This window comes from Marinobacter sp. SS5-14b (assembly GCF_030541005.1).
Taxonomy (GTDB): domain Bacteria; phylum Pseudomonadota; class Gammaproteobacteria; order Pseudomonadales; family Oleiphilaceae; genus Marinobacter.
On record NZ_JASSVM010000006.1, the window covers coordinates 33485 to 47897 of the forward strand.

The following is a 14413-nucleotide window of genomic DNA, read 5'->3' on the forward strand; positions in this document are numbered from 1 at the left end:
TCTTTGGCGTATGATCTCCACCTTAACTTTTAATGAGTCCCACAGGAGCCCACCATGATCTGGACTGTTTATTTATCCGGTGAAATCCATACAGACTGGCGCGAACAGATTGCCGCCGGCGCCGAAGCGGCTGGCCTGCCCGTTGAGTTTACCTCGGCGAATACCGACCACGAGTCCAGCGATGCCGCCGGGGATTTTCTGGGCAAGCCGGAAAGCAGCTTCTGGCGTGATCATCAGTCCTCGAAGGTGAATGCCATCCGCACCAAGACGCTGCTCGAGCAGTGTGATCTGGCGGTCATTCGTTTCGGAGACAAGTACAAGCAGTGGAACGCGGCCTTCGATGCGGGTTACTGCGCTGCCATGGGCACGCCCTACATCACCCTGCACGATGACGACATTGTGCACCCACTGAAAGAAGTGGATGCTGCGGCTATGGCCTGGGCACAAACGCCGGAGCAGGTGGTTGAACTGCTGAAGTATGTGACCGCGTAAACGCGTCGGGGACAAAGAACCCGGAAGGGTCAGGGTAACAGCGCCTTGGGGCTTTGTGCCAGTTCCTCCAGGGTGCTGAATTTGCATTCTTTTTCAGCAATAAAGCTGCGGGCGGAATCAGTCAGAATGTTGTCGTCCCGCATGAATCGGCGGCCCAGCAAAACCGGGTAGGAGAAGTTGCCCCTGTCGGCCAGCGAAAACTGGGTTTCGTGCAGGTTGCCGGATATGCAGAACTCCATGTTCACCACGTAACGCCGTTGCGAAGGCGCACCTTTGCGTTTGATCAGCACCGTGCGATGCACCGGGCGTTCGAATTCCAGAATGACGTCTTCGTGGGCCAGCTCGCCTTCACTGGGCTGATCTTCATGGTCGCCCAGGGGTAGCTGAAAACGCACCCAGTCCTCGTTATTTTTCTCGAACGGCTCCACGTTCACTGCGTGCAATGAAGAGGTTTTCGCACCGGTATCCAGCCTGGCTTTCAGCCGCACTTCTGTGCTTTCCATCACCACCCATTCGACAAAGCCCAACACCTCTGGCTCACGCGCAGATGCGCTGGGCTCCTCGGCTGAAAGAGTGGTGGAGGTCAAAACCAGGGTGGTCAGGGCGGCGGTCAAAACAACAGAGCGCATCTAAGTAATCCTGAATCTGCAATGTGAGTGTGTTTTCGGGTGAGTGATACGTTTGCCAAAGCTATCAGAATCGGCCCGATAACGTCGTTGCCGTTGGGTTAACAATAGTTGATGCCGGAGGGCGGTCAGCCAACGACTATTCGCCCTGTCGCCACATTCTGGCTAAAAACTGGCCATATCGGAAGCCCGGGAAGAGAGTACACTGAAAGGATAACGAGGAGATTCTCAATGGTGCTTGCTTTGTCGGCTGGGAAAATACAGCAACACATATCGGCCATTGCCAGTGGCTTTCTGGGCGATTGGCTGGAAAACCGCGGCAATGGGCTCGCCGTTCCGATGACGCTGTTTGTTGACGGCAAGCGGCTGGATGTCCGGAATCCGAAACTGGATGCGCCCGGTGGTACGCTCTGCGTCTCCATCCACGGGTTGATGGAGCTGGAGTCGGTCTGGGATTTTCCCGGCCAGGCCGGCGAGCATTACGGAACCCGGTTGGCGGGAGCGCTGGGCGACACGACGGCACTGAAACTGCGCTTCAATTCGGGTCGACCTATCTATCGTAACGGTCAGGATCTGGCCAGTCTTCTGGAACAGCTGGTGGCTCGTTGGCCGGTACCAGTAGAGCGCATCATTCTGTTGGGTCACAGCATGGGTGGGCTGATGATCCGCAGCGCCTGCCACTTCGGTTCGGTGCAGGCGCACAGTTGGGTGAGCAAACAGCTGGAGTGTGTGTATATCGGTTCTCCCCATGATGGCTCCTGGCTGGCCATCGGCGCCCACAAGGTGGCTGAAACCTTGAACAAGGTGCCCCGGGATTATCTCAAGGTGGTGGGCGAGGTGATCGATTTGCGCAGCGAGGGTATCCAGAATCTTTCACGGGGCGACGTATTTGAGCCGGGGACGGTTGAGCAGCCGCTGATCCCGGAAGCCCGGCATTATGTGATCAGTGGCTTGTTGGCCAAAACGGAGAACCACAGGGTTAATGTTATGTTCGGGGATGCACTGGTGCATGAGTCCAGTGCCCGAGGTGCACGCCGGGAAGGCTGGGAACTGAGCGGTATCGCCAATTTCCCGGGTGTTGACCATATTCGACTGGCACACCACCCCATGGTGTGCGGGCAACTGCAGGAGTGGCTGGTATGAAAGGGCCGGATAATCATATGCATTGGTGGCTGGGCGTAGCGGACCTGTTGGGTCATGGCCTTCAGCATGGCGCGGTGAAACTGAAACGCGTACATCTGTCGATTGCTGATGAGAGCTTCCGGGTGCTGGAAACCATTCCCGTCACCCGGTCAGGCAGCCGCCTTGTCCGGGCCTGTCACCACAGCGTTTCACACGTGAGTTATACCAGTGTGTCGTTGGCAGGGCGCGCGGTCGCTGATTTGGCGGGTAGTTTGAGGTCCCGGGTTGCCACCGCCCCGGTAAACTAAAAGCGCAGTCTGCTCGGGCTGCGCTTTTTGCTTTATTACTGCACGTTTTCCTGCTCACTGAAGGTATCGGCAAACAGAGCAGAGGACAGGTAGCGCTCGGCAGAATCCGGCAGAATAACCACAATGTTCTTGCCTTTGTGCTCCGGCTGCTGGCCTACCCGAACGGCGGCAGCGACCGCAGCACCACAGGAAATGCCGCACAGAATGCCCTCTTCCTGCATCAGACGGTGCGCCATGGCCATGGCGTCCTCGTTCGACACGAGCTCCACCTGATCCACCAGGTCCATATCCAGATTGCCCGGAATAAAACCTGCACCAATACCCTGTATTTTATGGGGTGCCGGTTTCGGGTCCTGACCGCTGCGTATCTGGGTAATGATCGGAGAATCGGTTGGCTCCACGGCGACCGTGGTGATGGCCTTGCCTCTGGTCTGCTTGAGGTAGCGGGAAACCCCGGTCAGGGTGCCGCCGGTGCCAACGCCAGCGACAAAGATGTCCACTTCGCCGTCGGTGTCGTTCCAGATTTCCGGCCCGGTGGTGTCTTCGTGAATCCGGGGGTTGGCTGGGTTCTCGAACTGCTGGGGCAGAAAGTGGTTGTCCGGGTCGGCAGCGACCAGTTCCTCGGCTTTGGCTATGGCGCCGGGCATGCCCTTGGCGGGCTCCGTCAGCACCAGGTCGGCGCCAAGAGCTTTCAATACCTTGCGTCGCTCCAGGCTCATGGACGCCGGCATGGTCAGCACCAGTTTGTAGCCCCGGGCGGCGGCGACAAAGGCCAGAGCAATGCCGGTGTTGCCGCTGGTCGGTTCAACAATGGTCATGCCAGGTTTGAGCAGGCCTCGCTTTTCAGCATCCCAGATCATTGCAGCGCCAATGCGGCACTTAACCGAATACGCCGGGTTACGGCCTTCAATTTTTGCCCAGATGGTGGCGCCGTCGTTGACGCGGTTGAGCTTCACCAGAGGGGTGTTGCCAATCGACAGTGAATTATCTTCGAAAATACGTGCCATGTGTGCTCCTTGTCCGGTTAGTGGTCGACATCCTGCCCGCAGTATTTCACTTCGAGACGATTGCGGCCATTTTGTTTGGCGGCGTAGAGTGCCTGGTCAGCCTGTCGCAAATACTCGGCCGCTGTTGTCTCGCTGGAGGGTATGCCCAGTGCCAGGCCAACGCTGACCGTTAAATCTATATCAAGGTTCTGGCAGGTTGTGCAGCGTTGCCTGGCGACGGCGCTCCGGAAGTGATCAAGACGCTTGATGATATCGGAAGCGTCCTGATAGCTGGCAAAAATGACAAATTCTTCGCCGCCGAACCGGGCCAGCCGGTCGGTTTCCCGGCGAAAATGTTCCCGCATGACGCCAGCCAGTGCCTGCAGACACTGATCTCCGGATTCGTGCCCCCAGGTATCGTTGATCTTCTTGAAGTGGTCCGCGTCTAACATGGCGACCGCAAAGCCGACCTTGTGGCGCTGGCACCATTGAAAGCGGCTGGCCAGTTCCCGATCGAAATAGGCCCGATTCCCAAGTTGAGTCAGGCTGTCCGTAACACTGAGGTGGGAAAGCGCGGCGTTGGCATCGGCGAGTTCGCGGTTGAGTCGTCCGAGTTTGCGATTCCAATAGACCAGAATCAGGGTCGCGATCAGCCCTGCGGCCACGATTTGCCATAACAGAGTGTAGTCTATTCGCTCTTCAATCTTGATATCTCGCCAGCTGCTGGTGAACTGTTCCCGTTCCTCCGGGGTCAGGCTGGTGATCAGTTTCTGCATGATGCTGTGAAGTGCCGGTTGGTCGCTACGGGTGGCCACCGATAGTGACCAGTCTGCCGGAACCCGGCCAATCACCTTCAGGTCTGCCAGGCCAAGGGATTGCATGTAATAGCTCGCAGTGGCCAGGGTTGTGATATAGCCGGCCAGTTCACCATTCTGTAGCCGGCGAAGACCGTCCTGCTCGGAATCAACGGTGACCAGATTGAGCGCAGGGTTGCGCACCCGCAACAGTTCTGAAAAGGCGTAGCCAGCCACAACGCCCACCGGCTCGCTGCCAAGGTCGTTGATCCGTTCGATGAAGGGCTGTTCTATTCGCCCGATCACCACATTGGGCACTTCGAGGTAGGGTGTGGTGAAGTCCATGTAGGTCAGGCGTTCCGGAGTCTGCATGGCCATCGGATACATATCACAATGGCGGGCCTTTGCGGCAGCGACGGCATCGGCCCAGCTGCGTGTTTCCACCAGCTCAAAGTTAAGGTCGGCTCGCGAGCTGAGAAGAGCAAGCAGGTCGGCGGCGAGCCCGGCGTGTTGCCCGTTGCGAATCCCTTCCAGCGGCATCCAGTCCGGGTCTGCGCAGATTTTGATGGTGTTGCTGTGTTGGTTTAGCCAGGCTGCTTCGCTGTCATTCCATTGCAGGCTGAGTTCCGGGGCCGAGCTGCGTTGAACGGTGGCGCCCAGCCAGCGGTTTTCGATGATCTGTTGTTCTGTCGGTGTAATGGACGACATGCCCTGATTCAGAATGTCGGCCAATGGCGCCATTGCGGGCCGAACACCGAAACGCAGGTCTTCACCGGTAAAGCCGGGTACGTTCAGCTCACCGGCTACCCGAACGCCGCTGATGCCCAGATTACGAATCCAGTAGTTGCCAGTATGCAGCGAGCCAATTACCGCATCCACATCGTCCTGGGCAAAGGCGGTGAACATGGACTCCTGGGAGCTGAAGCTGATGACGTTGTTGCCGGGGAGTGTTTGGCGGACGGCATCTTCGTAGTAAATACCTGAACCGATTGCGACCCTGTAGTCCTTAAGATCACTCAGGGACTCATAATTCAGGTTGTCGTGTCGGGTAAAGATGACGTTTGGAATGATGTGATACGGCTCGGTAAAGCGGGCGAAAGGTTCCCGTTCCGGGCGATGCGACATATCCGCCATCACATCGATGTCACCGTTCTGGAGCATAGTGATCAGCTCATTCCATTGCCCCCGCACCGGGATCACCTGCAGCCTGGTGAGGTCTGCCAGGCGAGTCATGATGTCAACACTCATGCCCAGAACCCGGCCGCTTTCATTGAAACTGAACGGCGCATAGTCATTCATGAAGCCGACCCTGACTGGCCCAAGATTGGCGAGATACTGAGCCTGAGCAGAGCTGAGCGGCACTTCTCTGACACTCTCGGCGGTGATGCCACCGTATTCCTGCCAGCGCTCCAGCAGGTCGTTCAGGTGAGCTTCGGGTATCTCGTTCAGGCCGTCCCGAATACGAGAAAATAACGCCGGATTGTCGATGTGGACGCCGATCCGGAAATACTCGGAGGACAGGCTGTCGAGCGGTGCGGGGCCGAGCAGCGCAAGAAACCGGAAGCCGGCCTGATTGGCGAGGTACTCGAGGGTCAGCGCGGGGCCCACCGCCACATCGATCCAGCCGAAGGCGAGGGCGCGTACCAGGCTGGGCAGCGAGTCATAGGTGTTGAGGGTGATGCCAGCATCCTGAAAGCGGCTGCTGTAGAAAATATCGGTAACCACGCCGACCCTTAGCCCCACCAGGTCTTCCAGAGATTTAATCTCTGGCGTGGTTTTGGCGGTGTCGTGCATCAGATAGACTTCCCGCACATGGTAGGGCTCGGTAAACAGGATGTTTTCGGCACGGTCGGGCCGCCAGGATATACCGTCAATCGCATCGAGGTCGCCGCGCAGGAAAGCCGCGTAGATATCGGGCCAACTACCGGCCCGGAAGTCGAATGTGATATGACTGTTCCGGCCGACCTCTTTGAGTACATCGATGGAAAAACCGGAGGGCGTGCGGCCTTCGAAGAAGGTGTAGGGTTTGTTGTCAGCGACCACGCCGATGGTCACGACCTGTGGCCTGGTGGTGTTTTCGGTTGCCAGGACCGTGCTGGCGATGAGGGTCAGCAACACCATGGTGATGGCTGCCCGAAACACTCTGACAATACCGTCAGCGAGGCAAAAGAGTGTGCGCGGTCGGGACAGGTAACGAAGCAAGGCGGGCCTTCCGTGTGGATTCTTGTTGATTCTAGTTGTAAAACATCACGACCTACAATGATCGTTGGCTAAATTAGCACCAATTCAATGGCGACGGTGTAATGGCAGAAACTCCCGGGGAGCAGCGAATGGCAGAGACTCAGTTTGAATGGCAGAAAACGCCGGCAGCGGTTTGGCGCAGGCATCGGTCGGGCTTGAGATCCATCCGCCGACTGGACCCGGTAAACTGGCATGATTTGAAGGGCATTGATCGCCAGAAAGAGGCGTTGGCCCGTAACACCGAGCGCTTTCTTGCCAAAGAACCGTCCAACAATGCACTGCTCTGGGGCTCCCGCGGTACCGGAAAATCTTCCCTGATCAAGGCTCTGCTGAACCGTTACGCAGAGCAGGGATTGCGAATGATCGAGGTGGATAAAGACGATCTGGTTAACCTGCCGGAGATCGTGGATGACATTTGCGACCTGCCATACCGGTTCGTTATCTTCTGTGATGACCTGTCTTTCGATGTGGGGGAGTACGGCTACAAGGCTTTGAAAAGTGTGCTGGAAGGTTCTCTGGAGCTGCCGCCCGAGAATGTGCGCGTGTATGCCACATCAAACCGCCGCCACCTGATGCCGGAGTACATGAATGACAATCTGAACAGCGAAATGCGGGGCGGTGAGTTGCACCCGGCCGAAGCCATTGAAGAGCAGGTCTCCCTGGCAGACCGGTTCGGGTTGCAACTGTCGTTTTATCCCTTCGACCAGAATGTCTACCTGCAGGCCGTGGATGCGCTCTTTCCTCAGGCAACCGACCGCGAACAGCTGCACCTCGAAGCCGTGCGCTTCGCCACCAGTAAGGGTGTTCGTAACGGCCGGACAGCCCAGCAGTTTTTCCGCCAGTTCGCCGGTGATCAGCGATTTAGCTGAGGTTGGGCTACTGGCGGTCGGCCATGCGGATAAACCGGTGATGAATCATTCGGATGCCAACAAAAACCAGCACCAACACCACCGGAATGGCAATGCCTGAAACGATCGATTTGTTGAACAGAAATCCCGATTCCTGCAGGGCGTCCAGGCCGAGAGTCAACAGGCCAATCAAATAGTAGGAAATGGCCACCACGGAGAAGCCTTCCACGGTGTGTTGCATCATCAACTGAATCCGGGAGCGTCGGTCCATAGAGCTGAGCAGTTCCTGGTTTTGGCTCTGGATGGCCAGTTCCACCCGGGTACGCATCATGTCCGACGCCCGGTCTACCCGGCGGGAAAGATCTTCCAACCGCACACTCACGGCCTCACAGGTTTTGACCGCCGGGGTCAGTCGCCGGGTCATAAATTCGGTGATGGTCAGGTGACCGGACACTTCATCTTCCCGCAGCTCTTCCAGTCGGGTCAGTACCAGCCGGTGATAGGCCTGGGTGGCTGAAAACCGGAAGGTGGAGTGTGCACGAAAGGCCTCGATTCGGGCGGCAATGTTGGTCAGCTCCGCCAGAAGGCTTTGCTCGTCCAGGGTTTCGTTGTCAGCCAGCGCCTGGGTGATGGTCGCCAGGTGCTGGTCCATGTCGTTCAGAGCCGGAGTGATTTCCCGGGCTACGGGAAGCGCCAGCAGAGACATTAACCGGTAGGTTTCAATTTCCATCAGGCGCTGGACCAGTCGCCCCAGCTGGCTGTCTGACATGCTGTAATTGAGCACCATGAAGCGTCCGAAATGGTCGCTGTGCAGCTGGAAGGTGCCTAGCACCCGGGCGGCGCCTTCCTGAGGACTGCTGCCTACCAGGCGCATGCCTTCAAAATGCTTGCGCATGAACGCGGGCTCATTGCGGGCGTTATCGGAAGACGGGCAAACCTCAATATGAAAAGCTCCGACTACCGTGCCTTCCAGTTGTTCCAGCCAGCCGGCGGGCAGGGCGCTGATTCCGGTTTCGGTAAACGGGTCGGCGCCTGAAGGTGCGAGGTTGGTAAAGGTATAGGCCGTGAACTCCATGTGGACTTCCCGGCGGATACGCAGCTGCTCGAAATCCTGTTCGTAGCACGGGACTTCTTGCTCGGGCCAGGGTTCTCCCAGCATCCGATGCAGGCTTTGCAGGTGTGTGAACTGGTTTTTGCGCTGCTCGGGGGTCGTCATTACTGCGATGTGTGTCACCCTGGCACGGGGTGGAAGCACCTGGAACGGGCGCGAATGCAGCTCCTGGTAAAGGTCGGTGCGCAGGGGATGAAAGTCCAGAACGATAGGCTGGGCAGTCACGGGGCAGTCCTTGATTCGTTGTCTGTGGCTGGGATGATAACGCGGAAGCACACGCCGTCAACGCCGTTTTGGTGGTGATTCCGGGCTTCCACCCGGCCATTGTGATAGTCCGCAATCAGCCGCACGATCAGCAGACCCTGTCCCAGGTGACCTTCGGTCTTGCCTTCGCGCTGGGACACAAAGGCACCGAAAATATCCACGCCGGTATGGGCCGGCAAGCTGGAACCTTCGTTGAATACCTCCAGCTGGTAATGGTCGCTGTGCTGTTCCAGGCACAGAGCAATCGTTCCGCCCTCGGGGGTGAAATCCCGGGCATTGTCGACCAGCTTGTCGAGCATCTGAACGAGCATTTCCGGCGACCCCATCAGTGGGCAGGCACTTTCCGGCATCTGACAGTGAAACCGGTGTTGGCAATCCAGCTGCTGATAGGCAGCGGTCGCCTGGCGAACAACGTCGGCCAGATCAAAAGATTCTTTGTCGGCCTGGTCAAAGCTTTGTTCCAGTCGGGCCGCTTCGCTCATGCTGTTGAGAATGCGGCGTAAGCGTTCGGTCGCTGCCGAAGCCCTTGCCAGATACTGTTGGCGTTCCTGGTCTGAATCGCTGTGAGCCAGGTTTTCCAGGGAGGAGCGCACCACCGCCACCGGCGTTTTCAATTCATGGGACAACCGGCGGGAAAAACTCTCCAGATACTGATTGTAGCTCTGCAGGCGCGACACCATCTGGCCGAAGTGTTGCTGCAGCTGGCCCAGTTCGTCTCGTGCGCTGGCAGGCGGAATGCCGCCCAGTATCCGGCCATCGTCGTCGACACTGGCGCTGACCAGGCGCTGCAGGCGGGCGATACGCCAGGATAGCCAGCTGGCGTAGCCCAGCAACACCAGAGTTAACGCCAGAATGATCAGCAGGCTTCTTGCCAGCACGCTGCCCAGGGCCGAGCCAGAGACACTGAGCAATTGATCCAGCGATTGTTTGAGCACAAGCGACCGGCCACCAAAAAACGTGTGCTCTGTGGCCAGCCATACGGTTCCATTCTGCTCGACCAGATGGTGTTCCGGCAGGCCGCCGGTATGCAGCTGGTGGTTCGTTTCGGCCAGTGGTTGCGGGTCCGGCTGATACAATCGAACAAGGCTTCGCAAGGCGTTCAGGGTGATCTGCTCGAGAATTTGTGCCGCAGAGAAATCGTCGAAATCCGGTGCTCTGCCGGTAAAGGGGTGCTGAGTGTGGGCGACGATCCAGCCGGCCGGTTCCATCACGGTGACTTGCTGGCCTTCACTCAGCTGGCTGGTGAGCGCCCGTTCAAGGTCGGTATTGCGCTGAACCAGCAGGGGCGGCGGCGAGATCGACGTGCCCCAGGCCTGGGGTGGTTCCGCCGTTTGCACCGCCTGGAACCCCAGACGACTGCCCGGCGCCGGTTTCGGCATGCGCAGTTCCAGTTGCCAGCGGGAGGCCAGGTCTTCCCAGGCCACTTCCAGCTGGCGATCGGGTTTGTTGACATCGCCTTCGATCAGGGCCGGTACGTTGGCTCCCGGAGCGGTTGTTCTGATCAGCCATGTTTGTGGCTGGCCGGACTGCTCCAGGTCATTGGCGGGGGCGGCAAGCACCATTTCGAAACGATCATGGCGTTGTTCGGGGTTGTTGGGATTGAACGGGCGCAGCCCCTGATCCCGTTTTTGTACCAACAGGTAGAGGTTTCGATTATTGCTGACCGCCAGCCACCTCAGGTCGGTTTGTCCCGGTGTGAACTGCCAGGGTAGCTGTTCTTCGTTTTCGTTAAAGCCGGGCCAGGTCGTGGTGAAGCCGTCCACTTTGGGTGACTGGTCGGTGGCAATGGCGTAGATTGCCTCGGCGCCTTCAGTCACCGGGTCACCCAACAGTGCGTCACCCGCCAACTCCGCCAAACGATCACCTTTCTCCTGCAGTTGTTGCAGTGCCTGTGCCCTGAGGGCGTTGTCCAGCTCCAGCACAAATTTCAGCCCGGCCCAGGGAATCAGCAGCATCAGCAGGCTGGCGAGAAACAGCTGGCGTTTCAGGTTCAAGGTTCAGACCTCACGGGCATTCCACCGGTAACCCATGCCGTAAGCGGTCTGGATGCCGTCAAAACGTTCGTCCAGCTGAGCAAACTTCCGACGGATACGCTTGATGTGGGAGGTCACGGTGTTGTCATCCAGCACTGTGCTGGCGGCTTCCATCAGCTGGTCTCGGGTTCGGACATGGCCGGGGTGTTGCACCAGGGCATGCAGCATCCAGAACTCGGTAACGGTGAGATCGAGAGGATGCTCGTTCCAGGCGACGGTCATTCGGTCGACATTCATGGTCATTCGTCCCCGCTGCACCACTTCATCCGGTTTTTGCAGCGCTTCTGCCCACGCATCAGCCCGCCGTAACAAGGCGGTGATACGCGCGAGCAGGTGATCCAGGCTCATGTCTTTGGTGACGTAATCGTCGGCGCCCAGCCGAAGGCCGTGCACAGAATCGATGTCACTGTCCCGTGCGGTCAGGAAAATGATTGGCAAGGTGGCAGACTGTGCTCGAAGATCCTGACACAGGGTAAAGCCACCTTCCGGCTCGTCACCCAGGCCGACATCGATAATGGCGAGATCGGGCAGGCTCTGTCGCAGCACCTGCCAGGCTGCCGGCCGGTCACCATAGGCTGAGACCCGGTAGCCCCGGCGCTCAAAAGCGGCCCGGTAGTTATCGCGAATGCCCGCTTCGTCTTCAATCAGAACAATGTGTTTTTTCATGCGTGTGTCGTTCAGTAATAGATCCTGTCATTAAACCATGCTCAAGCCCCTGTACAAGCTGGGGCTTTGGTATTGCCACAATTCATCATTTTCTATCGCTGGCCTGCCCGCTTTTGCCACGTTGAAGCCCGTTCTGGCTGTTGCAATGGCATCACTCACTTCCACAAAAAGGATGTCGTGATGATGTTGCTATCGCTGCTTGCTAACCCGGCCGTAAGAGCCGACCTGAATTCGATCCCGTCTCGCCCCGCCAAACGGCTGGCGACAAAGCATAAACGGTTGCGTCTGGCCGAAGGCGTCAGCCTGTGGCTGGCCATGCTGTTGATGTTGTTTGTGCACCCATTGTATGCCGACGCCAGCCAGATGGAGATGGAACAACCTGGTCAGCTCTACTTGATGGATGGCCAGAACAGCTGGCGACAACCTGCGTTGATCCTCAAAAGCGATTTCAAGGTTCAGGTATCCGGTCTGCTGGCACAGACTAAGCTGACCAGGGAATTTCGTAACACAAGCGACCGCTGGCAAGAAGGTGTCTTTGTGTTCCCTTTGCCGGAAAAGGCCACAGTATACGGGCTGACCATGACCGTGGGCGAACGCCGGGTGGTGGGACGGATCGAACCAAAGGCAAAAGCCCGCCAGATATACGAAACGGCCAAATCCGCCGGTCAGCATGCCGCCACCGTTGAGCAGCAGCGCCCGAACCTGTTCACCAGTCGCGTTGCCAATATTCCGCCCGGAGAAACCGTTCGGGTAGAAGTCGATTATCAACAGGCTGTGAGCTACCGCCACGGTGAATTCGAGCTGCGGTTGCCGACGACACTAACGCCACGGTATATACCGGGTGAGGTGGTGGCCGAAACGCCCAAACAGTGGCAATCAGGCTGGGCCTTGCCCACCAGCCAGGTGCCGGATGCCCACGAGATCAGCCCGTTCACCGTGCGCCCCGAAGATGTGGATGGCCAGAGCCACCGGGCCCGGATTCATCTGGATATTGAAAGCGGTTTCCCGTTGGCGGAAGTCACCAGCCCGAGCCACAGCCTGCAGACCGAAATCGATGGCAGCCGCGTTCGGGTGCAACCCGAAGGTGATGAGGTACTGATGGACCGGGATGTGATTGTCCGCTGGCGCCCGGTGACCGGCCGGGAGCCAGCCGCCGCAGTGTTTTACCAGCAGTGGCAGGGTGAAGACTTTCTGATGGCGATGGTTCTGCCTCCGGAAACCGTTGGCCCGGTGCTGCGCCGTGAGTTGATGTTTGTGATTGATACCTCCGGATCCATGGCCGGGGAATCCATCATTCAGGCTCGGTCTGCTCTGCTGCGAGGGTTGGATACCCTGCGCCCGGGGGACTATTTCAATGTGATTGAGTTCAATAGCCAGGCCCGGAGCCTGTTTGAGCGGCCGGTACCGGCGGAAGGGCACTATCTGGCCCGCGCCCGCCATTATGTTCAGGGCCTGCAGGCCAATGGCGGTACAGAAATGGCGGGCGCGCTGTCGCTGGCCATGACCATGGATCAGGCCCCGGCCGAGGGTCTGGTGCAGCAGGTGGTGTTTATCACCGACGGAGCGGTTGGCAATGAATCTGCGCTGTTTGGCCAGATTCGCCAGAGCCTGAATGAGCGCCGACTGTTCACTGTCGGCATCGGCAGCGCGCCAAACATGCACTTTTTGCGGGAAGCTGCCCGTTGGGGGCGGGGCGAGTACACCGCGATCCACAACAGCGGCGAGGTAAACCGGGCCCTGGAGGGTTTGTTTTCGGCGATGGAAGCACCGGTACTGACGGGCCTGGCTGTGAACTGGCCGTCCCAGGGTCAAAACCTGGCGCCGGTGCCGGGAAAACCGGGCGACCTGTTTCGGGGCAGCCCGCTGGTTCAGGTCGTTCGAGGTCTTCCGGCTGGTGGAGAGCTGGAAGTGTCCGGCCAGCTTCCAGGCGGCCGACGCTGGAATACCCGACTGAACCTTGGCAATGCAGCGACCGCAACCGGTTTGAACAGGCAGTGGGCCAGAGGTCGCATCGATGAGCTGATGGATGCCGCCAGTCTGAGTGGCGAATCGCCGGATGAACAGGGCATTATCGACCTTTCGGTGCGTCATGAAGTGATGTCACCGTTCACCAGTTTCGTTGCGGTTGAAGAGAAGCAAGCGCGGCCGGAAACCGAGCTGCTTGAAAGTGAGCAATTACCCACGCTGTTGCCTGCAGGCAGTCAGGCCGGAATGCTTCGCTATCCTCAAACGGCAACATTCTGGCCCTTGCTCAGCGCTCTGGGTTTGGTGGGTTTGATGTTCGCGCTGGCCATCGCATTGTTGAGCAGGAGGCCGGCACTATGAGACGGCTGCTGATTCTTCTGGCGGGTTCCTCCGCTGTGCTGCTGATGTTTGGTCTTTGGATTCCTTTCAAAGCGCTGGTCGCGCAGGAGTTACTGGCAATGGCCTGGGCTGAAAGTCAGGCCAGGCAAACCGAAACGCGGCCCTGGCCCTGGGCGGATACCTGGCCGGTTGCCAGGCTGGAGATGCCAGAGCTGGGTGTTTCTATGATCGTGCTGGAGGGAGGCCATGGCGAAAGCCTGGCCTTTGGCCCTGGCCGGGTGTTCGGGGGGGAGGGTGGTCCGCTGATTCTGGCGGGACACCGCGATACCCACTTCCGCCATCTGCAGAACCTTGAGACCGGTTACCGTCTGCGGGTGCAGAGCCAGGGCCGGCAATGGCGCCAGTACCGGGTGACGGAAACGAGAATTGTCGACAGCCGAAACGAATCCATAGACACCAATCGTTTGCACGCCGACTCTGTATTGCTGGTGACGTGCTACCCCTTCGATTCAATGAATGCCCGAGGGCCCATGCGGTACGTGGTGGAGGCCCGCCCCATCTACCCGGAAGACCCTGGCAATACTGTCGCGACCCTGTAATTTGGCGTACACTTGTTCG

The 14413-nt window shown here is 58.5% G+C and carries 12 protein-coding genes; 6 read left to right on the forward strand and 6 right to left on the reverse strand.

What is annotated here, in order from left to right; all coding sequences use genetic code 11:
• Positions 1–54: 54 nt before the first annotated feature.
• Positions 55–492 (forward strand): YtoQ family protein, encoded by a 438-nt coding sequence (locus QPL95_RS13745; protein ID WP_303291559.1) that lies wholly within the window; start codon positions 55–57, stop codon positions 490–492.
• A gap of 29 nt (positions 493–521) precedes the next feature.
• Here the strand turns inward: QPL95_RS13745 and QPL95_RS13750 are convergent, their stop codons facing one another.
• Positions 522–1121: an ATP-dependent zinc protease gene (locus QPL95_RS13750; protein ID WP_303291560.1), complete on the reverse strand. Its 600-nt coding sequence runs from the start codon at positions 1119–1121 to the stop codon at positions 522–524.
• A 228-nt stretch (positions 1122–1349) separates the two neighbouring features.
• Between QPL95_RS13750 and QPL95_RS13755 the strand changes: the two genes are divergently transcribed.
• Complete coding sequence (locus QPL95_RS13755) at positions 1350–2261, forward strand: triacylglycerol lipase (RefSeq protein ID WP_303291561.1); 912 nt, start codon at positions 1350–1352, stop codon at positions 2259–2261.
• Positions 2258–2548: a hypothetical protein gene (locus QPL95_RS13760; RefSeq protein WP_303291562.1), complete on the forward strand. Its 291-nt coding sequence runs from the start codon at positions 2258–2260 to the stop codon at positions 2546–2548. Before QPL95_RS13755 ends, QPL95_RS13760 begins: the two co-directional genes overlap by 4 nt.
• 35 nt (positions 2549–2583) lie before the next feature.
• On the opposite strand, the gene cysK is transcribed toward QPL95_RS13760, so the two are convergent.
• Together cysK and QPL95_RS13770 are read right to left on the reverse strand one after the other, a co-directional pair.
• A complete protein-coding gene (gene cysK, locus QPL95_RS13765) occupies positions 2584–3555 on the reverse strand; it encodes a cysteine synthase A (RefSeq protein WP_303291564.1) in 972 nt (323 codons plus the stop codon).
• Between the two features lie 17 nt (positions 3556–3572).
• Positions 3573–6530: a transporter substrate-binding domain-containing protein gene (locus QPL95_RS13770; RefSeq protein ID WP_303291565.1), complete on the reverse strand. Its 2958-nt coding sequence runs from the start codon at positions 6528–6530 to the stop codon at positions 3573–3575.
• 128 nt (positions 6531–6658) lie between these two features.
• Between QPL95_RS13770 and QPL95_RS13775 the strand changes: the two genes are divergently transcribed.
• A complete protein-coding gene (locus QPL95_RS13775; protein ID WP_303291566.1) occupies positions 6659–7438 on the forward strand; it encodes an ATP-binding protein in 780 nt (259 codons plus the stop codon).
• A 7-nt stretch (positions 7439–7445) separates the two neighbouring features.
• On the opposite strand, the gene QPL95_RS13780 is transcribed toward QPL95_RS13775, so the two are convergent.
• Genes QPL95_RS13780 through pdsR form a run of 3 tightly spaced genes read right to left on the reverse strand, consistent with a single transcriptional unit; the run spans position 7446 to position 11491 of the window.
• Positions 7446–8753, reverse strand: coding sequence for a DUF3422 family protein (locus QPL95_RS13780; RefSeq protein ID WP_303291567.1), 1308 nt, complete (start codon positions 8751–8753; stop codon positions 7446–7448).
• A complete protein-coding gene (locus tag QPL95_RS13785; RefSeq protein WP_303291568.1) occupies positions 8750–10786 on the reverse strand; it encodes an ATP-binding protein in 2037 nt (678 codons plus the stop codon). The genes QPL95_RS13780 and QPL95_RS13785 overlap by 4 nt, the downstream gene beginning before the upstream one ends.
• 3 nt (positions 10787–10789) lie before the next feature.
• Positions 10790–11491 (reverse strand): proteobacterial dedicated sortase system response regulator, encoded by a 702-nt coding sequence (pdsR, locus tag QPL95_RS13790; protein ID WP_303291569.1) that lies wholly within the window; start codon positions 11489–11491, stop codon positions 10790–10792.
• Positions 11492–11563: 72 nt separating this feature from the next.
• On the opposite strand from pdsR, the gene QPL95_RS13795 reads away from it, so the two are divergent.
• Entirely contained in the window at positions 11564–13816 is a 2253-nt protein-coding gene (locus tag QPL95_RS13795) for a marine proteobacterial sortase target protein (RefSeq protein WP_303291570.1), read from the forward strand.
• Positions 13813–14394 (forward strand): class GN sortase, encoded by a 582-nt coding sequence (locus QPL95_RS13800; protein ID WP_303291571.1) that lies wholly within the window; start codon positions 13813–13815, stop codon positions 14392–14394. Before QPL95_RS13795 ends, QPL95_RS13800 begins: the two co-directional genes overlap by 4 nt.
• Positions 14395–14413 lie beyond the last annotated feature (19 nt).